At 69.1% G+C, this 22,798-nt stretch carries 30 protein-coding genes; 27 read left to right on the forward strand and 3 right to left on the reverse strand.

What is annotated here, in order from left to right; genetic code table 11:
• Positions 1–9 precede the first annotated feature (9 nt).
• The 24 genes from rplV to rplQ all read left to right on the forward strand — a co-directional run bounded on the left by rplV (position 10) and on the right by rplQ (position 13,377).
• Positions 10–408 carry a 50S ribosomal protein L22 gene (gene rplV, locus ABD197_RS03840; RefSeq protein ID WP_344051776.1) on the forward strand — a complete coding sequence of 133 codons (399 nt, stop codon included), beginning with the start codon at positions 10–12 and terminating at the stop codon, positions 406–408.
• A complete protein-coding gene (gene rpsC / locus ABD197_RS03845; protein ID WP_344051778.1) occupies positions 408–1,169 on the forward strand; it encodes a 30S ribosomal protein S3 in 762 nt (253 codons plus the stop codon). The genes rplV and rpsC overlap by 1 nt, the downstream gene beginning before the upstream one ends.
• Positions 1,169–1,588 carry a 50S ribosomal protein L16 gene (rplP, locus tag ABD197_RS03850; RefSeq protein ID WP_344051780.1) on the forward strand — a complete coding sequence of 140 codons (420 nt, stop codon included), beginning with the start codon at positions 1,169–1,171 and terminating at the stop codon, positions 1,586–1,588. Before rpsC ends, rplP begins: the two co-directional genes overlap by 1 nt.
• Positions 1,588–1,902 carry a 50S ribosomal protein L29 gene (rpmC, locus tag ABD197_RS03855; protein ID WP_344051782.1) on the forward strand — a complete coding sequence of 105 codons (315 nt, stop codon included), beginning with the start codon at positions 1,588–1,590 and terminating at the stop codon, positions 1,900–1,902. The genes rplP and rpmC overlap by 1 nt, the downstream gene beginning before the upstream one ends.
• Complete coding sequence (gene rpsQ, locus ABD197_RS03860) at positions 1,902–2,285, forward strand: 30S ribosomal protein S17 (protein WP_344051784.1); 384 nt, start codon at positions 1,902–1,904, stop codon at positions 2,283–2,285. Before rpmC ends, rpsQ begins: the two co-directional genes overlap by 1 nt.
• Before the next feature lie 35 nt (positions 2,286–2,320).
• Entirely contained in the window at positions 2,321–2,689 is a 369-nt protein-coding gene (gene rplN, locus ABD197_RS03865; RefSeq protein ID WP_045278746.1) for a 50S ribosomal protein L14, read from the forward strand.
• Positions 2,690–2,692: 3 nt separating this feature from the next.
• Entirely contained in the window at positions 2,693–3,052 is a 360-nt protein-coding gene (rplX, locus tag ABD197_RS03870) for a 50S ribosomal protein L24 (protein WP_344051789.1), read from the forward strand.
• A complete protein-coding gene (gene rplE / locus ABD197_RS03875) occupies positions 3,052–3,642 on the forward strand; it encodes a 50S ribosomal protein L5 (protein ID WP_344051793.1) in 591 nt (196 codons plus the stop codon). Before rplX ends, rplE begins: the two co-directional genes overlap by 1 nt.
• Positions 3,643–3,715: 73 nt before the next feature.
• Entirely contained in the window at positions 3,716–4,114 is a 399-nt protein-coding gene (rpsH, locus tag ABD197_RS03880) for a 30S ribosomal protein S8 (RefSeq protein ID WP_344051797.1), read from the forward strand.
• 6 nt (positions 4,115–4,120) lie between these two features.
• Positions 4,121–4,657, forward strand: a complete 537-nt coding sequence (gene rplF / locus ABD197_RS03885) for a 50S ribosomal protein L6 (RefSeq protein WP_344051799.1) — start codon at positions 4,121–4,123, stop codon at positions 4,655–4,657.
• Positions 4,658–4,659: 2 nt separating this feature from the next.
• On the forward strand, positions 4,660–5,019 hold the full coding sequence (gene rplR, locus ABD197_RS03890; protein ID WP_344051801.1) for a 50S ribosomal protein L18: 360 nt from the start codon (positions 4,660–4,662) through the stop codon (positions 5,017–5,019).
• Positions 5,020–5,039: 20 nt separating this feature from the next.
• The gene (rpsE, locus tag ABD197_RS03895) at positions 5,040–5,708 is read left to right on the forward strand and encodes a 30S ribosomal protein S5 (protein ID WP_425560996.1); all 669 of its coding nucleotides are present in this window, start codon (positions 5,040–5,042) and stop codon (positions 5,706–5,708) included.
• Positions 5,708–5,893: a 50S ribosomal protein L30 gene (gene rpmD, locus ABD197_RS03900; RefSeq protein WP_039402995.1), complete on the forward strand. Its 186-nt coding sequence runs from the start codon at positions 5,708–5,710 to the stop codon at positions 5,891–5,893. The genes rpsE and rpmD overlap by 1 nt, the downstream gene beginning before the upstream one ends.
• Positions 5,893–6,537, forward strand: a complete 645-nt coding sequence (gene rplO, locus ABD197_RS03905; RefSeq protein WP_344051807.1) for a 50S ribosomal protein L15 — start codon at positions 5,893–5,895, stop codon at positions 6,535–6,537. Before rpmD ends, rplO begins: the two co-directional genes overlap by 1 nt.
• Before the next feature lie 100 nt (positions 6,538–6,637).
• Complete coding sequence (gene secY / locus ABD197_RS03910; protein ID WP_344051808.1) at positions 6,638–7,960, forward strand: preprotein translocase subunit SecY; 1,323 nt, start codon at positions 6,638–6,640, stop codon at positions 7,958–7,960.
• Complete coding sequence (locus ABD197_RS03915; RefSeq protein WP_344051810.1) at positions 7,957–8,550, forward strand: adenylate kinase; 594 nt, start codon at positions 7,957–7,959, stop codon at positions 8,548–8,550. The genes secY and ABD197_RS03915 overlap by 4 nt, the downstream gene beginning before the upstream one ends.
• Complete coding sequence (gene map, locus ABD197_RS03920) at positions 8,547–9,392, forward strand: type I methionyl aminopeptidase (protein ID WP_425560997.1); 846 nt, start codon at positions 8,547–8,549, stop codon at positions 9,390–9,392. The genes ABD197_RS03915 and map overlap by 4 nt, the downstream gene beginning before the upstream one ends.
• Before the next feature lie 8 nt (positions 9,393–9,400).
• Entirely contained in the window at positions 9,401–10,090 is a 690-nt protein-coding gene (locus tag ABD197_RS03925; RefSeq protein WP_344051812.1) for a DsbA family protein, read from the forward strand.
• 146 nt (positions 10,091–10,236) lie between these two features.
• Positions 10,237–10,458: a translation initiation factor IF-1 gene (infA, locus tag ABD197_RS03930; protein WP_017201569.1), complete on the forward strand. Its 222-nt coding sequence runs from the start codon at positions 10,237–10,239 to the stop codon at positions 10,456–10,458.
• A gap of 64 nt (positions 10,459–10,522) precedes the next feature.
• Positions 10,523–10,639, forward strand: coding sequence for a 50S ribosomal protein L36 (rpmJ, locus tag ABD197_RS03935; protein ID WP_056224002.1), 117 nt, complete (start codon positions 10,523–10,525; stop codon positions 10,637–10,639).
• Between the two features lie 162 nt (positions 10,640–10,801).
• Entirely contained in the window at positions 10,802–11,176 is a 375-nt protein-coding gene (gene rpsM / locus ABD197_RS03940; protein ID WP_344051816.1) for a 30S ribosomal protein S13, read from the forward strand.
• A gap of 29 nt (positions 11,177–11,205) precedes the next feature.
• The gene (gene rpsK, locus ABD197_RS03945; protein WP_150448852.1) at positions 11,206–11,604 is read left to right on the forward strand and encodes a 30S ribosomal protein S11; all 399 of its coding nucleotides are present in this window, start codon (positions 11,206–11,208) and stop codon (positions 11,602–11,604) included.
• 173 nt (positions 11,605–11,777) lie between these two features.
• Positions 11,778–12,767, forward strand: a complete 990-nt coding sequence (locus ABD197_RS03950; RefSeq protein WP_344051820.1) for a DNA-directed RNA polymerase subunit alpha — start codon at positions 11,778–11,780, stop codon at positions 12,765–12,767.
• 40 nt (positions 12,768–12,807) lie between these two features.
• Positions 12,808–13,377 carry a 50S ribosomal protein L17 gene (rplQ, locus tag ABD197_RS03955; RefSeq protein ID WP_344051821.1) on the forward strand — a complete coding sequence of 190 codons (570 nt, stop codon included), beginning with the start codon at positions 12,808–12,810 and terminating at the stop codon, positions 13,375–13,377.
• Between the two features lie 235 nt (positions 13,378–13,612).
• Here rplQ and ABD197_RS03960 read toward each other — a convergent pair whose 3' ends face one another.
• Positions 13,613–14,578, reverse strand: coding sequence for a type IV toxin-antitoxin system AbiEi family antitoxin domain-containing protein (locus ABD197_RS03960; protein WP_344051822.1), 966 nt, complete (start codon positions 14,576–14,578; stop codon positions 13,613–13,615).
• 272 nt (positions 14,579–14,850) lie between these two features.
• Here ABD197_RS03960 and ABD197_RS03965 point away from each other — a divergent pair, with 272 nt between their 5' ends.
• Complete coding sequence (locus ABD197_RS03965) at positions 14,851–15,831, forward strand: GNAT family N-acetyltransferase (protein ID WP_344051823.1); 981 nt, start codon at positions 14,851–14,853, stop codon at positions 15,829–15,831.
• 3 nt (positions 15,832–15,834) lie between these two features.
• On the opposite strand, the gene ABD197_RS03970 is transcribed toward ABD197_RS03965, so the two are convergent.
• Positions 15,835–17,736, reverse strand: coding sequence for an acyltransferase family protein (locus ABD197_RS03970; protein ID WP_344051824.1), 1,902 nt, complete (start codon positions 17,734–17,736; stop codon positions 15,835–15,837).
• Between the two features lie 160 nt (positions 17,737–17,896).
• Here ABD197_RS03970 and ABD197_RS03975 point away from each other — a divergent pair, with 160 nt between their 5' ends.
• Positions 17,897–20,050, forward strand: a complete 2,154-nt coding sequence (locus tag ABD197_RS03975; protein ID WP_344051825.1) for an adenylate/guanylate cyclase domain-containing protein — start codon at positions 17,897–17,899, stop codon at positions 20,048–20,050.
• The gene (locus ABD197_RS03980; protein WP_344051827.1) at positions 20,050–21,480 is read left to right on the forward strand and encodes a mechanosensitive ion channel domain-containing protein; all 1,431 of its coding nucleotides are present in this window, start codon (positions 20,050–20,052) and stop codon (positions 21,478–21,480) included. Before ABD197_RS03975 ends, ABD197_RS03980 begins: the two co-directional genes overlap by 1 nt.
• A 90-nt stretch (positions 21,481–21,570) precedes the next feature.
• Here ABD197_RS03980 and ABD197_RS03985 read toward each other — a convergent pair whose 3' ends face one another.
• Positions 21,571–22,722: a glycosyltransferase gene (locus tag ABD197_RS03985; protein WP_344055786.1), complete on the reverse strand. Its 1,152-nt coding sequence runs from the start codon at positions 22,720–22,722 to the stop codon at positions 21,571–21,573.
• Positions 22,723–22,798 lie beyond the last annotated feature (76 nt).

The raw sequence follows: 22,798 nt of genomic DNA on the forward strand, positions 1-22,798 counted from the left end.
GAGAGAGAAATGGTGGAGTCCATCGCACGTGTGCGACACATCCGCGTGACCCCTCAGAAGGCTCGTCGTGTCGTCGCCCTGATCAAGGGCAAGCAGGCTCAGGAGGCCCTGGCCATCCTGAAGTTCGCGCCGCAGAGCGCGAGCGAGCCGATCTACAAGCTCGTCGCCTCGGCGATCGCGAACGCTCGCGTGAAGGCCGACAAGGACGGCGAGTACCTGGACGAGCAGGACCTGTACGTGGCCAACGCGTACGTGGACGAGGGCACGACGCTCAAGCGTTTCCAGCCCCGCGCCCAGGGTCGCGCATTCCAGATCAAGAAGCGCACGAGCCACATCACGGTCGTGCTCGCAACGCCCGAGGTGGCCGAGTCCGCCCCGGCAGCCAAGACCAAGAAGGCGAGCAAGTAATGGGCCAGAAGGTAAACCCGTACGGCTTCCGCCTCGGCATCACCACCGACCACGTGTCGCGCTGGTTCTCCGACTCGACGAAGCCCGGACAGCGCTACGCCGACTACGTGGCCGAGGACATCAAGATCCGCAAGCTCCTGCAGTCGAACCTCGACCGCGCAGGCGTCAGCAACATCGAGATCGAGCGCACGCGTGACCGCGTCCGCGTCGACATCCACACCGCCCGCCCGGGCATCGTGATCGGTCGCCGCGGCGCCGAGGCGGAGCGCATCCGCACCGACCTCGAGAAGCTCACCGGCAAGCAGATCCAGCTGAACATCCTCGAGGTCAAGAACCCCGAGGCCGACGCCCAGCTGGTCGCGCAGGGCATCGCCGAGCAGCTCTCCGCACGTGTGGCGTTCCGCCGCGCGATGCGCAAGGGTCTGCAGGGCGCTCAGCGTGCCGGTGCCAAGGGTGTCCGCATCCAGGTCTCCGGTCGCCTGGGCGGCGCCGAGATGAGCCGGTCGGAGTTCTACCGCGAAGGCCGTGTGCCCCTGCACACCCTGCGCGCGAACATCGACTACGGCTTCTACGAGGCCAAGACCACCTTCGGCCGCATCGGCGTGAAGGTCTGGATCTACAAGGGCGATCTCACCGCCAAGGAACTCGCGCGCGAGCAGGCCAACGCTCCGAAGGCACCCCGTGGTCGCGATGACCGCGGTGGCGACCGTCGTCGTGGGCCTCGTGGCGACGCGCCCGTCGCAGAAGGAGCGTCTGCCTGATGCTTATCCCCCGCAAGGTCAAGTACCGCAAGCAGCACCACCCGGGTCGCTCGGGCCAGGCCACCGGCGGCACCAAGGTGACGTTCGGTGAGTTCGGCATCCAGGCGCTCACGCCCGCTTACGTGACCAACCGTCAGATCGAGTCCGCTCGTATCGCGATGACGCGTCACATCAAGCGTGGTGGAAAGGTGTGGATCAACATCTACCCCGACCGTCCGCTGACCAAGAAGCCCGCTGAGACCCGCATGGGTTCCGGTAAGGGCTCGCCCGAGTGGTGGGTCGCGAACGTCAAGCCGGGTCGCGTCCTCTTCGAGGTCGCCGGCGTCAACGAGGAACTCGCTCGTGAGGCCCTGACCCGTGCCATCCACAAGCTGCCGCTGAAGGCACGCATCATCAAGCGCGAGGAGGGCGACGCGTAATGGCGATCGGCACCAAGCAGCTCGCCACGAGCGAGCTCGACACGTTCGAAGACCAGCGCCTCGTCGAGGAGCTGCGCAAGGCCAAGGAAGAGCTGTTCAACCTGCGCTTCCAGTCGGCCACCGGCCAGCTCGAGAGCCACGGGCGCATCCGCGCCGTCAAGCGCGACATCGCGCGGCTCTACACCGTGATCCGGGAGCGCGAGCTCGGCATCCGTGCCACGCCCGCCCCTGTGGAGGTCGCGACGAAGGCGAAGAAGACGAAGGCCAAGAAGGCGGATGCCGCTGACAAGGCCGAGAAGGAAGAGGCCGAGTAATGGCTGAGACCAAGCCCGCCGCCCCCAAGAAGGCGGCCCCGAAGAAGACCGCTGCCAAGGCCGAGGCCGTCGAGGCTCCGGTCGCGGCCAAGGGTCACGAGTCGGCCGCGCACGACGTGCGCGACGCCGACGCCCGCGGGTACCGCAAGGCGCGCCGCGGTTACGTGACCAGCGACAAGATGGACAAGACCATCGTCGTCGAGGTCGAGGACCGCGTGAAGCACCCGCTGTACGGCAAGGTCATCCGCCGCACCTCCAAGGTGAAGGCGCACGACGAGACCAACTCCGCCGGCATCGGCGACCTCGTCCTCATCAACGAGACCCGCCCGCTGAGCGCCACGAAGCGCTGGCGCCTGGTCGAGATCCTCGAGAAGGCCAAGTAAGCCCCCGGGCCTACTTGGAACCCAAGGAGTAACAAGTGATTCAGCAGGAATCCCGCCTCAAGGTCGCCGACAACACCGGCGCGAAGGAGCTGCTCACCATCCGCGTGCTCGGCGGCTCGAAGCGCCGTTACGCGGGCCTCGGTGACACGATCGTCGCCACGGTCAAGGACGCGATCCCGGGCGGCAACGTCAAGAAGGGCGATGTGGTCAAGGCCGTCATCGTCCGCACCAAGAAGGAGACGCGCCGTCCCGACGGCTCGTACATCAAGTTCGACGAGAACGCCGCCGTGATCCTGAAGAACGACGGGGAGCCCCGCGGCACCCGCATCTTCGGACCCGTCGGTCGCGAGCTTCGTGACAAGAAGTTCATGAAGATCGTCTCGCTGGCGCCGGAGGTCATTTAAGTCATGGCGAAGATCAAGAAGGGCGACCTGGTTCAGGTCACCTCGGGCGCCAAGCCCGAGCGCGGCGGAGACCGCGGCAAGCAGGGCAAGGTCCTCGAGGTCCTGGCCGAGCAGAACCGCGTCATCGTCGAGGGCGTCAACTACGCCACCCGCCACAACCGCGTGGGCCAGACCCAGCGCGGCACCAAGACGGGCGGCATCGAGACCTTCGAAGCCCCCATCCACATTTCCAACGTCGCTCTCGTCGACCCCTCGACCAAGAAGCCGACCCGTGTCGGTCACCGCGTCGAGGAGCAGACGAAGGACGGCGTGAAGCGCACCGTGCGCGTCCGCTACGCGAAGAAGTCAGGCAAGGACCTCTGATGAGCACCACCACTGCCGTGGAGGCTGGCAAGATCCAGCCCCGCCTGAAGCAGAAGTACAACAGCGAGATCAAGAAGGCGCTGCAGGACGAGTTCGGCTACGCCAACGTCAACCAGATCCCGAAGATCGTCAAGGTCGTCGTGAACACCGGTGTCGGCGAGGCCGCTCGCGACAGCAAGGTGATCGACGGCGCCGTGGACGACCTGACCAAGATCACCGGTCAGAAGCCCGTCGTCACCGCCGCCCGCAAGTCGATCGCGCAGTTCAAGCTGCGCGAGGGCCAGGCCATCGGCGCGCACGTCACCCTCCGCGGTGACCGCGCGTGGGAGTTCCTGGACCGTCTCGTCTCGCTCGCGCTGCCCCGCATCCGCGACTTCCGGGGCCTCTCGCCCAAGCAGTTCGACGGCAACGGCAACTACACGTTCGGTCTGCAGGAGCAGTCGGTCTTCCACGAGATCGACCAGGACAAGATCGACCGCGTGCGCGGCTTCGACATCACCGTGGTCACCACGGCGAAGACGGATGCCGAGGGTCGGGCGCTGCTGCGTGCGGTCGGCTTCCCCTTCCGCACCGAAGAGAACCAGTCCTAATCGGGACACTCGCCACCACAGGTCGGCCGTCTTGTAAAGGCGTACGAAACCTGGTGAACAAAGGAACAACCTCATGACAATGACAGACCCGGTCGCAGACATGCTGACCCGTCTGCGCAACGCGAACTCGGCGCACCACGACACCGTGTCGCTGCCGAGCTCCAAGCTCAAGACCAACCTGGCCGAGATCCTCAAGCAGGAGGGCTACATCGCCGACTGGAGCGTCGAGGACGCCCGCGTCGGTCAGACCCTCTCGATGACGCTGAAGTACGGCCCGAACCGCGAGCGGTCGATCGCCGGCATCAAGCGCGTCTCCAAGCCGGGCCTGCGCGTCTACGCGAAGTCGACCGAGATCCCCACGGTCCTCGGCGGCCTCGGCGTCGCGATCCTGTCCACCTCCTCTGGCCTCCTCACGGACCGCCAGGCCGAGCAGAAGGGCGTGGGTGGGGAAGTCCTCGCCTACGTGTGGTGATCTGACATGTCGCGTATTGGACGCCTCCCCATCGACATCCCCGCGGGCGTGACCATCTCGGTCGACGGCCAGGACGTCGCGGTGAAGGGCCCGAAGGGCGAGCTGCTGCTCACCGTTTCGCGCCCGATCGAAGTCAAGGTCGAAGAGAACCAGGTTCTGGTCAGCCGGCCCGACGACGAGCGCGAGTCGCGGTCGCTCCACGGCCTGACCCGCACGCTCATCAACAACAACATCATCGGTGTGACCCAGGGCTACACGAAGGGCCTCGAGGTCGTGGGCACCGGTTACCGCGTCGCGCAGAAGGGCAGCTCGATCGAGTTCGCCCTCGGCTTCTCGCACCCCGTGCTCGTGGACCCGCCCGCGGGTATCACGCTCACGGTCGAGGGCAACAACAAGGTCACCGTGAGCGGCATCGACAAGCAGGCGGTCGGCGAGGCCGCCGCGAACATCCGCAAGATCCGCAAGCCCGAGCCGTACAAGGGCAAGGGTGTGCGGTACGCCGGCGAGGTCGTTCGTCGCAAGGCCGGAAAGAGTGGTAAGTAACCATGGCTGTCAAGACCAAGTCTCAGGCGCGTTCGCGCCGCCACGCCCGTCTTCGCAAGAAGATCGTCGGCACCGAGCAGCGTCCGCGTCTCGTCGTGACCCGCTCGGCCCGTCACGTCTTCGTCCAGGTGGTCGACGACGCGAAGGGTCACACCGTCGCCTCGGCGTCCACTCTCGAAGCGGACCTGCGTTCGTTCGACGGTGACAAGACCGCCAAGGCCCGCAAGGTCGGCGAACTCGTCGCCGAGCGCGCGAAGGCCGCCGGCATCGAGGATGTCGTGTTCGACCGCGGTGGCAACCGCTACGCGGGCCGTGTCGCGGCGATCGCCGACGGCGCCCGCGAAGGGGGACTGAACCTGTGAGTGAAATCAAGGAGACCGAAGTGACCACCGAGCAGACCGCTCCCGAGGCTCAGGCGGCCGCCACCGAGGCGCCCGCCGAGCGCGAGCGCGAGCCGCGCCGCGGTGGCCGCGAGCGCAACGCCAACCAGCGTGACCGTGGTTCGCGCGATGCCGACAAGAGCCAGTTCCTGGAGCGCGTCGTCACGATCAACCGCGTGTCCAAGGTCGTCAAGGGCGGTCGCCGCTTCAGCTTCACGGCGCTGGTCGTCGTGGGCGATGGCAACGGCGTCGTCGGTGTCGGCTACGGCAAGGCGCGCGAGGTTCCCCTCGCGATCTCGAAGGGTGTCGAAGAGGCCAAGCGCAACTTCTTCCGCGTGCCCCGTGTCGGCGTGACGATCCCGCACCCCGTCCAGGGTGAGGCCGCCGCCGGTGTGGTGCTGCTGCGCCCCGCCGCCGCCGGTACCGGTGTCATCGCCGGTGGACCGGTGCGTGCCGTGCTCGAGTGCGCCGGCATCCACGACGTCCTGTCGAAGTCGCTCGGCTCGTCGAACACGATCAACATCGTGCACGCGACGGTCGCGGCCCTGAAGCAGCTCGAGGAGCCCCGTGCGGTCGCCGCGCGTCGCGGCCTCGAGTTCGACCAGGTCGCTCCCGCCCGTCTCGTGCGTGCGGAGGCCGACGCCGCCGCTGCTGCGAAGGTAGGTGCCTGATGGCCGCGCGACTGAAGGTCACGCAGACGAAGTCCAAGGTGAGCGAGAAGCAGAACCAGCGTGACACGCTGCGTTCGCTCGGTCTGAAGCGGATCGGCGACTCCGTCGTCCGTCCCGACGACGCGCAGACGCGCGGTTACGTCAAGACCGTCGCGCACCTCGTCAAGGTTGAGGAGATCGACTAATGGCCGAGAAGGCTGAGAAGGCGACCGAAGAGGTCACCGAGAAGAAGGCGGCCCCCAAGAAGGCCGCTCCCAAGAAGGCTGCTGCGGAGAAGTCCGCCGCGCCGAAGGCCGCCAAGGCTGACTCCGCCGCGAAGGCGGACAAGGCTGAGAAGGCCGCGCCGAAGGCCAAGCCCGCCGCGAAGAAGGCTGACGCTCCGGCGTCGCGCCCCGGCGTGCTGAAGGTGCACCACCTGCGTCCGGTCCCGGGCTCGAACACCGCCAAGACCCGCGTGGGTCGCGGTGAGGGCTCGAAGGGCAAGACCGCCGGTCGTGGCACGAAGGGCCAGAAGGCCCGCTACCAGGTCAAGGCCGGCTTCGAGGGTGGGCAGATGCCCCTCCACATGCGTACGCCCAAGCTGCGCGGGTTCAAGAACCCGTTCCGCGTGGAGTACCAGGTGGTCAACCTCGACAAGCTCGCCGAGCTGTACCCGGCCGGTGGCGATGTCACCGTCGGCGATCTCGTCGCCAAGGGCGCCGTGCGCAAGAACGAGAAGGTCAAGGTGCTCGGCACCGGCGACATCGACGTGAAGCTCACCGTGTCGGTCGACAAGGTCTCGGGTTCTGCCGAGCAGAAGATCGTCGCCGCGGGCGGTTCGGTCAAGTAGTTCACCCAGCGGGGGCCGGAGAGAAGTCTCCGGCCCCCTCTGCGTTACCCTGGAGGTTGATGCGCCTCGTCGCATCGGCATCCCCTCTGGAGGCATCCTCTTGTTCAGCGCCATCGCGCGGGTCTTCCGTACACCCGACCTCCGTCGGAAGATCGGCTTCACTCTGGCGATCATCGCCATCTATCGCTTCGGCGCGCACATCCCGGCGCCGTTCGTCGACTTCCCCAACGTGCAGTCCTGCCTCCGGCAGAGCGCCGGTACCGAGGGGCTGCTGTCGTTGGTCAACCTCTTCTCGGGCGGCGCCCTGCTGCAGCTGTCGATCTTCGCGCTCGGGGTCATGCCCTACATCACCGCGACGATCATCGTGCAGCTGCTGCGCGTGGTCATCCCGCACTTCGAGACCCTCTACAAAGAGGGCCAGGCGGGCCAGTCCAAGCTCACCCAGTACACCCGTTACCTGACGATCGCGCTCGCACTGCTGCAGTCGACGACGCTCGTGACGGTCGCCCGCAGCGGCCAGCTCTTCGGCACCACCGGCATCCCCGAGTGCGAGCAGCTCCTCACGAACGACGTGTGGTGGGCGCAGCTGCTGATGATCATCACGATGACCGCCGGCACCGGCCTGATCATGTGGTTCGCCGAGCTCGTCACCGAGCGCGGCATCGGCAACGGCATGTCGATCCTGATCTTCACCTCGATCGCGGCGGCCTTCCCCGCGTCGATGTGGGCGATCTGGCAGTCGCGTGGGTTCGAGACGTTCCTGCTGGTGCTCGCGGTCGGCATCGTCGTGGTCGCGCTCGTCGTCTTCGTCGAGCAGTCCCAGCGCCGCATCCCGGTGCAGTACGCCAAGCGCATGGTGGGCCGTCGCACGTACGGCGGCACGAACACGTACATCCCGATCAAGGTCAACATGGCCGGCGTCGTGCCCGTGATCTTCGCGTCGTCGCTCCTGTACATCCCCGCGCTGATCGCGCAGTTCAACCAGCCGCAGGCGGGCCAGGCGGCGCAGCCGTGGGTCGCGTGGATCGCGCAGTACCTCACGACCGGCGACAGCCCGCTGTACATGCTCGTGTACTTCCTGCTCATCGTCGGATTCACGTACTTCTACGTCGCGATCACGTTCAACCCGGTCGAGGTCGCCGACAACATGAAGAAGTACGGCGGCTTCATCCCCGGCATCCGAGCGGGTCGTCCCACCGCGGAGTACCTGGACTACGTGCTCACGCGCATCACGCTGCCCGGTTCGCTGTACCTCGGCTTCATCGCCCTGCTCCCGCTCATCGCCCTGGCGGCGGTCGGCGCGAACCAGAACTTCCCGTTCGGCGGCGCCTCGATCCTCATCATCGTCGGTGTCGGTCTCGAGACCGTGAAGCAGATCGACGCGCAGCTCCAGCAGCGCCACTACGAAGGGCTCCTCCGATGACGCGTCTCCTCATCGTCGGCCCGCAGGGCTCGGGCAAGGGCACGCAGGGCGTGCGCATCGCCGAGGCGTACGGCATCCCCGCGATCTCCACGGGCGACATGTTCCGCGCGGCGGTCAAGAGCGGCTCCGAGCTCGGCACGAAGGTGACCGAGATCATCGAGGCCGGCAATCTCGTCCCGGACGAGCTGACGAGCGCCGTCGTGCGCGATCGCCTCTCGCAGTCGGATGCCGAGGGCGGCTTCCTGCTCGACGGCTACCCCCGCAACCTCGGCCAGGTCGCCGACCTCGATGCGTTCCTCGGTGGACGCGGCGAGAAGCTCGACGCCGTGATCGAGCTCGTCGTGCCGCGCGCGGAGAGCATCGAGCGCCTCACGCTGCGCGCGAAGGAGCAGGGGCGCACGGACGACACCGAGCAGGTCATCGAGAACCGCCTGGCGATCTACGAGCGCGAGACCGCTCCGATCCTGGATGTCTACCGCGCGCAGGGCATCGCGCTCGAGGTCGACGGCGTCGGTTCGCTCGATGAGATCACCGCCCGCGTCATCGCCGCCCTCGAGGGTCACGGTCTGACGCGCTCCGCCGCCGCGTGAGTCCGCTGCTGCCGGGGCGCCGGTCGATCTACAAGACGCCGGCGCAGCTGCGCGCGATGATCGAGCCCGGGCTCATCACCGCTGCCGCCCTCGACGCCGCCCGGGCGCTCATCGCCCCGGGGGTCACCACGCTCGAACTGGACGCAGCGGCATCCGAGGTCATCGTCGCCCGCGGCGCGATCTCGAACTTCCAGATGGTGCGCGGCTACCGCCACACCGTGTGCACGTCGGTGAACGAGCAGGTCGTGCACGGTATCCCGTCCGGCCGCGTCCTCGAACCCGGCGACATCGTGTCGGTGGATGCCGGGGCGGAGCTGCGCGGCTGGAACGGCGACTCTGCCTTCACGTTCGTCGTGCCCGATGACACGCGTCCTGAGCTCGTCGCGGAGCGCGAGGAGCTCTCCCGCGTGACCGAGGGGTCGCTGTGGGCGGGGATCGCGGCGCTCGCGACCGCGTCGCACCTCGGCGAGGTGGGCGCCGCCATCCAGGACCACATCGACGCGTCGGGCCACGGGTACGGCATCCTCCGCGAGTACGTCGGCCACGGCATCGGGCGGAAGATGCACGAGTCGCCCTCGGTGTTCAACTACCGCACACCCGACCGCGGCGCCGAAGTGCGCCCCGGCCTCGCGGTCGCGATCGAGCCGATGGTCGTGATCGGCGACCAGGCGACGTTCGTGGAGGACGACGACTGGACCGTGTCGACCCTCGACGGCACAGCCGGCTCACACTGGGAACATAGCGTCGCCGTGCATGATGACGGTATCTGGGTGCTCACCGCGCCCGACGGCGGCGCAGCGGGCCTGGCGCCGTTCGGCATCACCCCGCGCGAGATCGGATAGGAACCTCCATGGCAGCCCCTGCACGCAAGACGAACTGGTTCGCGATCTGGGTGAGTGTCGCCGTGGTCGTGCTGCTGGTCGCGGTCGCCGGTCTCGTGGTGTGGATGAACAACACCGCCACCGCACCCGACCCGGTCAACACACCGGACGCCGCCGTCATCAACCAGGAGACCGGTGCGATCACCGTCGGCGACGGCGCGGGGACGATGGACACGTACATCGACTTCATGTGCCCGGTGTGCAACCAGTTCGAGCAGGCGTACGGCGAGGCGATCCAGTCGCTCGTGGACGACGGCACGATCACCCTGAACATCCACCCGATCTCGATCCTGGACCGCGCGTCGCAGGGCACCGAGTACTCCACGCGCGCGGCGAGCGCGATGTACTGCGTCGCGGCTGCCGACGGATCGGCCGCGGTGCCGTTCATGCAGGCGATGTACGCCAATCAGCCCGCCGAGGGATCGACCGGGCTGACCGACGAGCAGATCCTGGCGATCGCCGCCGGTGTCGGCGTCACGGGCATCGACTCGTGCGTGAACGACGGCACCTATAAGGGCTACGTCACGGCGATGACCGAGAAGACCCCCGTCGCGCCGAGCGCACAGGGGATCGGCACGCCGACCATCGCGATCAACGGTCAGGTCATCGACAACTCCTCGCTGCCGGCGCCCGCCGACCTGGCGACGCTGTTCCAGTAGGGCGGGAACCGCGACACGCCCGGTTTGCCGGGTGCTGCAATATCACGTATGCTTGATCTTTGGTGCGTTATGCCTTATCGGCGTGTCTGCGCACCGACTCCCACCCAAACCGCAGACCGACCGGTCTGCTGAGCGTTAGCGAGTGTATGGCGAAGAAAGACGGTGTCATCGAGATCGAAGGCGTGATCTCCGAGGCCCTGCCCAACGCGATGTTCCGCGTCGAGCTGAGCAACGGGCACAAAGTCCTCGCCACGATCTCGGGCAAGATGCGGCAGAACTACATCCGCATCATTCCGGAGGACCGCGTCGTCGTGGAGCTGAGCCCCTACGACCTCACCCGCGGCCGCATCGTCTACCGCTACCGCTAGGCCGGTCGAGAAGTAACACCCCAGGCTCCGGCCTGCCCGGTGAAGACAGCGAACAGGAAACATCATGAAGGTCAACCCCAGCGTCAAGCCCATCTGCGATCACTGCAAGGTGATCCGCCGTCACGGCGTCGTCATGGTCATCTGCAAGTCGAACCCGCGCCACAAGCAGCGCCAGGGCTAGTCCACAGATTTCGTTCCGGATGCCGGTGCCCCGGCATCCGGAACATCACACAACTGAACACACACTCGGCAGGACCAGAACCTCTTCGGAGGGGACACCTCGGGCTGGAGGCCCGGGCACCGGCTCTGCTCCACACCTCCACTTCACTCTCAGGAGAACCGCATGGCACGTCTTGCCGGCGTTGACATCCCGCGCGACAAGCGCGTGGTGATCGCCCTCACGTACATCTACGGCGTTGGTCCGAACCGCTCGAAGGACATCCTCGCAGCGACCGAGATCAGCCCCGACATCCGGGTCAAGGACCTCACGGACGACCAGCTCATCGCGCTGCGCGACCACATCGAGGGGACCTACAAGGTGGAGGGTGACCTGCGCCGCGAGGTCGCCGCCGACATCCGCCGCAAGGTCGAGATCGGCTCGTACCAGGGCCTGCGTCACCGCCGCGGCCTTCCCGTGCACGGTCAGCGCACGAAGACCAACGCCCGCACCCGCAAGGGACCCAAGCGCACCGTCGCCGGCAAGAAGAAGGCGCGCTAAGCGCGGCCCCGGTTTAGGAGAACCAGAACATGGCACAGGCCAAGACCGCCGCGCGCAAGCCGCGTCGCAAGGAAAAGAAGAACATCGCGCTGGGCCAGGCCCACATCAAGTCGACGTTCAACAACACGATCGTCTCGATCACCGACCCCGCCGGCGCTGTCATCAGCTGGGCGTCCTCGGGCGGCGTGGGCTTCAAGGGCTCGCGCAAGTCGACGCCGTACGCGGCCGGCATGGCTGCGGAGTCCGCCGCCCGCCAGGCGCAGGAGCACGGCGTGAAGAAGGTCGACGTCTTCGTGAAGGGTCCGGGTTCGGGCCGCGAGACCGCGATCCGTTCCCTCCAGGCCGCCGGCCTCGAGGTGGGCTCCATCAACGATGTGACGCCGCAGGCGCACAACGGATGCCGCCCGCCCAAGCGCCGCCGCGTCTGACGCACTCCGCTGCGCCGGTCTGCTCGCGCCCGTTTCGGCTCGAGCAGGCCGCGCAGCGGTCATCATGCACGCCGGATGCCGCGCCGCCTGGCTGACGGCATCCCGAAGACAACTCAACACTCTCACCCATTGCACGTGTCATATAGCGGATACGTGATCGAAAGGAACACATAGTGCTCATCGCACAGCGTCCCACTCTGACCGAGGAGAAGATCGGCGAGTTCCGCAGCCGGTTCATCATCGAGCCGCTGGAGCCCGGTTTCGGTTACACGATCGGCAACGCGCTGCGTCGCAGCCTGCTCTCGTCGATCCCCGGCGCAGCCGTCACCAGCATCCGAATCGACGGCGTCCAGCACGAGTTCAGCACGATCCCCGGCGTGAAGGAAGACGTCACCGAGATCATCCTGAACATCAAGCAGCTCGTCGTCTCGAGCGAGCGCGATGAGCCCATCACCGCGTACCTGCGCAAGACGGGTGCCGGCGAGGTCACGGCCGCCGACATCTCCGCCCCCGCCGGCGTCGAGGTGCACAACCCCGAGCTCGTGATCGCGACCCTGAACGACACCGCGAAGTTCGAGCTCGAGCTCACGATCGAGCGCGGCCGCGGCTACGTCTCGGCGACGCAGAACCGCAACGAGTACGCCGAGTCGGGTCAGATCCCGATCGACTCGATCTACTCGCCGGTCCTCAAGGTCAGCTACCGCGTCGACGCCACCCGTGCCGGTGAGCGCACCGACTTCGACAAGCTCGTCCTGGACGTCGAGACGAAGAACTCGCTCGCCCCGCGCGACGCCGTCGCGTCGGCCGGTCGCACGCTCACCGAGCTGTTCGGCCTCGCCCGCGAGCTGAACGTCGAGGCCGAGGGCATCGAGATCGGCCCCGCGCCGGTCGAGACCGTCCTCTCCAACGAGCTGTCGATGCCGATCGAGGACCTGGACCTGTCGGTCCGCTCCTACAACTGCCTCAAGCGCGAGGGCATCAACACCGTGTCGGAGCTCGTCGCCCTGTCGGAGACGCAGCTGATGAACATCCGCAACTTCGGTCAGAAGTCGGTCGACGAGGTGCGCGACAAGCTCATCTCGCTCGGCCTGTCGCTGAAGGACTCGGTCCCCGGGTTCGACGGTGCGCACTTCTACGGCGGATACGACGACGAGACCGTCTGAGTTTCGGCTTTCGACCTTTAAGACACTGGAGTAACTGAGAATGCCCAAGCCCACGAAGGGTCCCCGCCTCGGCGGCGGTCCGGCCCACGAGCGCCTGCTGCTTGCGAACCTCGCCGCGGCGCTGTTCACGCACAAGTCCATCAAGACGACCGAGACCAAGGCCAAGCGCCTGCGTCCGCTCGCCGAGCGCCTCATCACGTTCGCCAAGCGCGGCGACCTGCACGCCCGTCGCCGGGTGCTGTCGGTCATCGGTGACAAGGAAGTCGTGCACGTCCTGTTCACCGAGATCGCGCCGCTGGTCGCGGACCGTGAGGGCGGCTACACCCGCATCACCAAGGTCGGCAACCGCAAGGGCGACAACGCGCCCATGGCCGTCATCGAGCTCGTGCTCGAGCCGGTGAGCCCGAAGCCGAAGAGCGCGAAGAAGTCGGCTGTCGCCGCTCCTGCTGCTGCTCCGGTCGCGGCGGAGGAGGCTCCGGCCGACGAGGCTGTGGCTTCGGAGGAGGCTCCGGCCGACGAGGCCGCCGCCGATGCCGGTGCAGAGTCGCCCGAGGAGGGCGCGGCGGCCCAGGCTGCCGCCGACGACGCGGTCGTCGAAGAGAAGGCCTGACCCTCTCGCACCTGCTGTTCCCGAGACCCGCGCCCCCGAGGGGCGCGGGTCTCGTGCTTTCGGGCGGCTTGGTCGGCGCCGCCGATCGCTCGCGGCACGTGCTTGAACTCGCGGCCCGCCATGCAGCACGTGCCGCGAGGACGGCGACGGGCCGGGACGCGGGGGTCCGCGCGGTGCAGCACGTGCCGCGAGGCGGCGACGGGCCGGGAAGGAGCATGACGAGCGGGACTCGTCACTACCGTCCGCTTCGGCGCGGCATCCGGTGTTCGCGGAGGTAGCGCTCGAAGCGCTCGCGTGAGATCGCATCGGCCCAGACCCATCTGTCGAACGAGTCGACGAGGGGTCGGAGCGCGTCTTCGCGGAGCTTCTCGCGGACGACGATGTCGGCGGGCGGTGAACCTCCGGTGTACCTCGCGCGCGTGTACTTGTGGATGCCGTCGAACTCGCCGACCTTGCGCATCGAGTGCCAGAAGAAGTCGACGTCGCGGTGGTCGCCGCGCGTGTCGGTGAACGGCACCTGCAGATCGGGCACGACGTAGCCGAGCTCGTGGATCCGCGCGCGCGAGAGCGACTCACCCGCATTCGCCGCCCGGGGGTCGCCGAACTCGATCGTCCGCACCGCCCGCGCTCGGCCGTACCGGGGTGCGGCGGCCTCGAGCGCGGCGAGCAGGTCGGCGTGCACGAGTCCGCGCCGCAGCGCGTCGTCGACCATCGCGACGGCGGCGGGGTAGGTGAGGACCCGGACCATATCGGCGACCGTGCGTGCGAGCGTGGTCACGCGGATGCCGTCCCTCGCCTCGACCGCCGCCTCGGAGAGCGCGCCCCGGTGCGACCGGACCAGGGTCGCGCTGCTTCCGCCGCGGGCATCCGGGTCGATGACATGGAGCGCGTCCGGCCAGCTGCCGATCAAGGGGAGTCCGTGGATCGCGGCAGCGGACCAGTGGGACACGATGCGATCGAGGTCGCCGAGCATCACGGATGCACGCACGAAGAGGCGATAGCGGTCCGACGGGCGGGCAACACTCGCGGTCGGAGCGTAGGCGCCGCGACGGAGCGGCACCAGAGCGCCGCCCCGGACCAGCCTGCCGACCGCGGCGGGCGTCAGGCCCTGCTCCGCGAGGTCGCTGAAGAGGAGGACTCCGTCGCCGCGCAGGGTGGCCGCCGCAAGGCCGTCCTGGATCTGCGTGTCGGAGAGCGCCATGCGCCCGAGCGTCGCGCACCGAGCCGTCGCGGATGCGCCGGCTGACGGCATCCGTGGACGACCGCGACGCCCCGGTCGTTGGGGAGGAGCCGGCACCGCATGGCCGCGCGGCTCTCGCGGCACCTGCTGCGGCCCGCGGCCCGCGGTGCTGCACGTGCCGCGACGACGGCGGCGGGCCGCGAGCGAAAAGGCGGGCCGCGAGCGAAAAGGCGAGCCGCGAGCGCGCGAGCGCGCGCAGAGACATGCGGCGACCCCCGCCCTAGGCTGGAGCGATGAGCCCGACGATCCCGCAGCACCCCGAGGTGACCTTCCGGGCGGCGACCGAGGCGGACATCGACGCGATCCACGCGGCGGTGGCCGCGGCGGACCGGGTGGACCACCCGAGCTGGGTGACACCGCGCGAGGACATCGCGGACATGTTCGAGCTCTCGCACGTGGATCCTGCGCGCGACACACTGCTCGCGGTCCTGCCCGACGGCGAGGTCGTCGCGATGGCCCATGCGATGCTCCACCCGAACACCGCGGAAGAGCGGCATGCCTATCTGCAAGGCACCGTCCGCCCCGACCACCGGCGCCGCGGCATCGGCACCGCACTCATCGCGTGGACCTACACGCGTACGCGCGAGCTGCTCGACGAATCGGGCTCGGACGCGCCCGCCGCGATCTACCAGTATGTCGACGAGGAGAACGCGGATGCCGCCACCCTCGGCGAACGCCTGGGCCTTGTGACCGAGCGCTGGTTCAGCTCGATGCAGCGCGATCTTGCCGAGCCCATCGACGCGCCCGCCAGGCCCGACGGTGTCGAGGTCGTGGCCTACACGCCCGACCGCGCAGAGGATGTCCGCATCGCTCGCAACGACGCGTTCCGCGACCACTGGGGCAGCCTGCCCAGCCCGCCCGAGCGGTGGGAGCAGTTCGTGAACGGACCGTTCCTGCGGCCCGACCTGTCCACCCTCGCCCTGATCGACGGGCGGATCGTGGCGTTCTGCCTGGCTTCGGTGAACGAGGAGGACTGGGTCGCCCTCGGCGCGCCGAACACGTACATCGACCTGATCGGCGTCGTGCGCGATCAGCGCGGTCGGCGGCTCGCTCCGCTCGTGATCGCCGGCACGCTCGAGGCGGCGCGCGCGGCCGGGCTCGAGCAGGCTGTGCTCGACGTCGACACCGAGAGCAAGACCGGCGCGAACACGCTGTACGAGCGCCTCGGGTTCACCTCGACGCACCGCCAGCAGGCGCTGGTGCAGCGGCTCTAGAACCTACTGCGGCAGCGGCAGGTCGGGGTGCGCCCGCCGGTAGGCGCGTATCTCGACCTCGTACTCGGCGAGCGCCCGCTGCAGCTCGGCGGCCTCGAGCCCCTCCTCGACGGCGTCGGCGAAGATCCGCCCGCCCGCCATGCCCGGGTGGATCTGGTCGCCCGCGAGCAGATCGGTGTGCGGGGCGATCGCGCCGGACCAGTCCGCGACCACGACGCCCGGGTGGGACGCGGCGAAGGCCGCGAGGTCGGCGTTCACACCCGGGATCCAGTCGCGCGGCGCGAATGCGTTCACGAGCACGAGCTCGCGGTCGGGACCGACGATCTGCGCCATCTGCTCCATCGCGTCGGGGCTGAGCGGTCCGTTCGTGCCGAGCGCGACGACGACGTAGGGACGCAGCTGTCCGGCCGAGGCGAGGGACTGAAGGATGCCGGGCCCGGCATACGTCGAGCGCGAGACCTCGGCATCCACCTGGATCCCCGGCATCTCCTCCAGCAGCGCCGGCGCCGACGCGAGCATGACCGAATCGCCGACCGCGGTGACCTCGTCGCCCGTCACGGGATCGGGGGAGGGCACGGGCCGGGGGTCGCCGACCGGTGGGGGCGTCGGGGTCTCTGACTCGGCGGGAGCGGCATCCGGAGCATCTTGCACCGCGTCGGCGCCGGCGAGAACCGCCGCCTGACCGGAGGAGACCTCGGGGGCGGCGGCGATCGCGGCCGTGGTCCCGCCGAGCAGCACGACACCGGCGGCGACCGCGCCGAGCGCCCGGACCCGCGCGCGGGGGGAGCCGGACAGGCGCGCGCCCAGGCGCGCGAGGGATCCGCGGAAGCCGTGGCGACGCACGGGGGTCTCCAGCAGCCGGTACGACAGCTCGGCGATGACGAGGGTGAGGCCGAGTGTCAGCACGCCGATCCAGATCGGGATGCCGGTCTCGGGGCCACCGCCGACGAACCCGGCGGTCAGCAGCACGAGCAGCGGCCAGTGCCAGAGGTAGATGCCGTACGACCGATCGCCGACCCAGCGCAGCGGCGCGGCATCCAGCGCCCGTCCGAAGCGGGACCCGGGCCACACACCCGCCACGATCGCGACCGCGCTGCACAGGCTCGCCGCGAGCACGGCGCCCGGGAAGGTCACCGGGGTGGGGCTCGGCGGCACGAGCGCGAGGGCCCCGAGCCCGGCAAGAGCCGCGCCGCCGACCCACGGCGCCCACCGCGGCGCCCGCGCGGGCGCGTGCCCGAGCACGCGCTGCAGCACGAACGCGAGCGCGATGCCGAGCAGGATGCCGAACGCGTGCGTGTCGGTGCCGAAGTAGGCCCTCGTGACGTCGCCGCCGGTCGCGACGAGCGTTCCCATCCACGCGGCCGACGCGCCGGCGAGGAGGAGCGTGGCACCGGCCCGCCCCCAGGCGCGGGGGAGCAGGAGGAACAGCGGCAGCACGATCGGCCACACGAGATAGAACTGCTCCTCGACCGCGAGCGACCAGAAATTGCGGAAGAGCTCCGGCGTCGCCGCCGAGAAGTACCCGCCGCCCGCGGCGATCGAGATCCAGTTGTAGCTGAAGGTCGCGGCCCCCAGCACCTGCGCGCCGAGGTTCACGAGCACGTCGCCTCCGATGACCCATGCCGCGCTCGCACACACCGTGACCACGGCGGCCAGCGCGGGGATCAGGCGCCGAGCACGGCGGCGCCAGAAGTCGCCGAGGGCGATGCGGCCGCCCTCGCGCAGCAGCAGGGTCGTGATCAGGAATCCGCTGATCACGAAGAACACGTCGACCCCGATGAAGCCGCCGCGCACCCAGGACTGCGGGAACAGGTGGTAGATCACGACGAGTGCGACCGCGATCGCGCGCATACCATCCAGACCCGCATAGCGGGCGGCGGGGGCGGCGGCGGTCGTCGAAGTCATCAGGAGTCAGGAAAGGCGACGTCCATTGTAAGCGCGTGTATCAGCGCGGCCCCTTCGGGCCTCTATCCCCGAGAAGCGCCGCGGCGCTATCCTGGGCCCACCTCGCGCCGGGGGTTTTGCGCGCGGGCCTGGGAGTATCCGCGCACACCGGGGGGCGTGTATGGCAGGGGAATGGGTCGGCACTCCGCGCGTCCGTCGCCGCGGCGGTCTGTCGATCTACAGCATCCTGCTCATCATGCTGCTGTCGGTCAGCGTCCTCTCCAGCATCGTCGTCGGCATCATCGGCTACATCAACGGCACCGAGGCGCTGCGGGCGATCGCGTACGAGAAGCTCGTCGAGATCCGCGAGAGCCGCGCGCGCGAGGTCACCCAGCTGTTCACGACGATCGAGAACGCCGTGCGGCTCGGTGCGATGAACGAGACGAGCACGCAGGCGATCGTCGATTTCACGGCCGGGTTCGACGAGCTGCAGCAGACGAGCGTCGACTCGGCGGATGCCGCGGCCCTGGCGACCTATTACCGTGACACGTTCGCCGCCGATCTGTCGGCGGCGACCGGTGAAGAGGTGCAGGGGGCCGCGTTCGCCCCCAGGTCCCCGGCGGCGAAGTACCTGCAGGCCAAGTACGTCGTGCCGTACGACAGCTGGGAGGAGGCGATCCTCACGGATGACGCGGGCGACGGGAGCACCTGGTCGGCCGCGCACGCGAAGTACCACGACTACTTCCGCGCGATGACGCAGCTGCAGGACTTCGAGGACGTCCTGATGATCGACACCGACGGCGACGTGGTCTACAGCGCGTTCAAGGGCGTCGACCTCGGCACGAACCTGCTCGACGGGCCGTACCGGCTCTCGAACCTCGCCGTCGCGTACCGCGAGTCGATGAGCCGCAACATCGTCGGCGATGTCGTGATCGCCGACTTCGCCGCCTACAGCCCGAGCCTCGGCAATCCCGCCGGGTGGGCCGTGACGCCGATCGCGGTGGACGGCGAGGTGAAGGGCGCTCTGGCGATCGAGTTGCCGATCGACCGGATCAACGAGGTCATGACCGCGGACGGCGAGTGGCGCATCAACGGGCTCGGGCAGACCGGCGAGACCTACCTCGTGGGGCGCGACGGGCTCATGCGGTCGATCTCGCGGCAGCTGATCGACGACCCCGACGGGTACGCCGACGCCGCCGTGTCGGCCGGGCTCTCGCCGACCGCGGCCGAGCTCAGCGTGCAGAACGGCAACACCCTGCTGCAGCAGATCGTGAGCGGCGCCGCTGTGACCGCCGCGCTCGCCGGCGACAGCGGCACGATGCTCGAGAGAAGCTACCTGGGCCGGGACTCGCTGACGGCGTTCGCTCCGCTGAACGTCGGCGGGCTCAACTGGGTGATCGTCGCGCAGGAGTCCTCGGCCGAAGCCCTGGTGCCGGTCGAGGACTTCACCCGCAATCTGATCCTCTCCACGGCCGGGATGATCATCTTCGTGTGCCTGCTCTCGCTCGTGCTCGCGCAGGTGTTCGTCCGGCCGCTGCGGCGGCTGAAGACCGCCGCCCGGCGGATCGCCGCGGGCGAGGAGGGCGTGCAGGTGGAGGCCGGATCCTCCGACGAACTGGCCGATGTCGCAAGCGCGTTCAACGACATGAGCCGGAGCCTGCAGGTGAAGTCGAATCTGATCGAAGAGCAGGAGAAGGCGAACGAGCGGCTCATCCTGTCGTTCATGCCGGAGGGGATGGCCGACCGCTACAAGCACGGCGACGAGGCGATCACGCAGGAGAACGAGGATGTCACGGTCATCTTCGCCGACATCGTCGGCTTCGAGGAGATGGCGCTGTCGATGACGTCCGAGGAGGCGGTCGCGAAGCTCAACGACCTGATCCGCACGTTCGACGAGGCTGCCGAGCGGTTCGGGGTCGAGCGGGTGCGCACGACCCGGCAGAGCTATCTCGCGAGCTGCGGGCTGGGCACCCCGCGCGTGGACAACGCCCGTCGCGCGGTGGAGTTCGCGATCGAGCTCGACACGATCCTCGAGCGGTACTCCGCGCAGCAGGGCGTGAAGCTCGACCTGCGCGCGGGGCTGGACTCGGGCCGGGTCACGAGCGGACTGATCGGTCGCGCGCGGGTCGTCTACGACATGTGGGGGGATGCCGTGAACCTGGCGTTCCGGGTGCAGGGCGACTCCGATGAGCCGGGCATCTACATCACGCAGCGCGTCGCGGACCGCATCCCGGACACCGTCCCGATCACGCCGGCCGGTGACGTGTCGACGCAGAGCGGGACGCAGCGGGTGTGGCGGGTGGAGTCGAACGTGCCGGTGCCGGAGGCGTCGTGATGGCCGACATCGTGTCGCAGCCGTGGTTCTGGCCGGCGGTGATCGTCTCGGTCGGACTCCCGCTCGTGCTCATCGCGCTCACCGAGATGCACAACGCGATGGCGCGGCGGGGGTCTCGCGCCGCGCCGATCGTGCTCATGGTCCGCAATTACCTCGTGCCGGTCGCCGGTGTCCTGGTGCTGCTGAGCCAGCCCGGCGCCTGGGAGGGCGAGGGCACATGGCCCAAGGTCATCTGGACGATCTTCGGGCTGCTCGTGATCGTCGTCACGATCAACGCGATCAACCACCTCGTCTTCCACCGCGGGGAGAAGGGGTCGTGGCGCGACCGGTTCCCGTCGATCTTCAGCGACCTCATCCGCTTCGTCTTCATCGTGGTCGGCATCGCGCTGCTGTTCTGGTGGGTGTGGGATGCCGATGTCGCGGGCGTCTTCGCGGCGCTGGGCATCACGTCGATCATCGTCGGACTCGCGCTGCAGAACGCGGTCGGGTCGATCGTGTCCGGACTGTTCCTCATCTTCGAGGCCCCGTTCCAGATCGGCGACTGGCTGGAGACCGGTGGGACGCGCGGGCAGATCATCGAGGTGAACTGGCGGGCCGTGCACCTGGACACCGGCAACGGCATCCTCGTGATGCCGACCGCCGAGCTCGCCGAAGGGTCGTTCACGAACCTGTCGCGCAGCCCCGAGCCGTACGCCGCGTCGGCGGAGTACACGTTCGCGACCGACGACCCGCCCGCGCGGGTGCGGGCGCTGCTGGTGGAGGTCGCCCGTGACATCCCGCTCGTGTCGCCCGACCGCGAGCCGGGCGTCACGACACTCGACGGCGCGCGTTACCAGATCTCGATCCCGCTGACCTCACCGGGCGATCACGGCGGCGTGCTCGACGCGTTCGCGACCCGGCTCTGGTACGCCGCGCGGCGGGCGGGGTTGCACCTGGACGGTGACCTGACCGACGAGTGGAACTCGGCGAGCAGACTGCAGGACGCGCTGCACGAGATCGCGCCGATCCTGAGCCTGCGTCCCGCGGAGGCCGAAGCGCTCGCCAGTACCGCGCGGCTCGAGCGGTACTGCCAGGGCGAGGTGATCCTGCGGCCCGGGATGATCCCGATGGCCACGCGGTTCATCCTCGCCGGGCGCGTGATGCTCGGCATCCCGAGCGACGCGGGGTTCATCCAGGTGACCGAGCTCGGACGGCACGACGCGGTCGGGCTCACGGCGCTGACCCGGACCGAGACGATCTCGCGTGCGATCGCGCTCAGCGAGCTCGAGGTCGTCGCGATCCCGGTGCGGGCGCTCGATGACGTCGTGCGGGCGCACCCGGTGCTCGCGCGCGAGATCGTGCGCGAGAGCGAGAACCGCGTGCGGCTGGCCCGCAGCGCGATGGATGCCGCGGGGGAGCGGCTCGCGCCCGGTCGGAACGTCTTCGGCTGACGTCCCCTGCGTTCCCGCGAGAGGGCAGATATGTAGGGTCCGCGCGGCGTGTTGCCCTACAAAAGTGCCCTCTCGCGAGCGGCAGGGGGGTCAGGGGAGGCCGGCGGAGACCCAGGACTGGAGTTCGGAGACGAAGCGTGCGCGCGAGAACGCGAGCGTGCGCGGACGGAACGCCGCGGGGTCGAGCGCCGTCGCCCGTTCGACGAGGGTCAGCCAGTCGGTGCCGCGATGCAGATCCGCGGTGACGCCGCCGCCGACGAGCGAGATGCTCTCGTGCACGCCGCCGGCGCTGTGCCCGATCACCGGCGTGCCCACCGCCATCGCCTCGACCGGCATGATGCCGAAGTCCTCGACGGCGGGGAAGACGAACGCGAGTGCGCGGGCGTACAGGGCGCGGACGAGGGCGTCCGAGGGGGCGATCACGAACGTGACGTCGACCCGCCCGGACGCCGCGCGGGCGCGGAGCGCGGCTTCGTCCGGCCCCTGACCGGCGATCACGACGGGCAGACCGGTGGCCTCGCCGGCGGCGATCACCCGGTCCAGGCGCTTGTACGGCACGAACCTCGACGCGCCGAGGAGGAAGTCGGCGGGCAGGGACTCGACGAGCCGGCGCTCGGCATCCGTCAGCGGTGTGAGCCAGTCCGTGATCGAGGTGAGCGTCTCGGTGTCCACCGGCGGGTGGATCACGGTCGACGGCTGCTGCCACGCGGCCTCGACGCGCTCCGCGGTGAATGCGCTGTTGACCGCGATGTGCGAGGCTTCGGCCGCACGGCGGCGGTCGATCGGCTTCAGCAGCGCGCTCGCCGCGCGGGCCGCGGGTCCGCTGCCGCGCCCGTCGCGATCGGGCTCCCAGATGTACCGGGCGGGCGTGTGCGCGTAGACGAACTTCACGGCGTCGGCGGGGGTGCGCACGTGGTGGGCGAACAGGTGCGAGCTGACCAGGACCCAGTCCGGGTCGCCGGGCAGCGGCATCCGCCAGGTCGGCAGCATCGCCGGCAGTGCGAGCGGCTTGCTGTGCCGCAGCGGCGTGCGGGCGAGCCAGGATTCACCGACCGGGCGGTCGAGCAGATCGGGGGCGTCGTTCCACAGCACCCGCACCTCGGCCGCAGGGAAGGCGTCACTCATCGCCTCGAGCACGCGCTCCGCCCCGCCCCAGCGCTCGACCCACTCGTGGACGATGACACCGGATGCCTCTCCCTGCGTGCGCGGCGCTCGCGCAGGTGTGTGCGTGGACGTGGTGATGGCAGACTCCGGACCCCCGGATGGACGCGCGACGAGTCGGCGAGCACGCGGCTTCGGGTGCCGCGCGTCGTTCGTC

The organism is Microbacterium lacus (assembly GCF_039531105.1).
GTDB classification, from domain to species: Bacteria; Actinomycetota; Actinomycetes; order Actinomycetales; family Microbacteriaceae; genus Microbacterium; species Microbacterium lacus.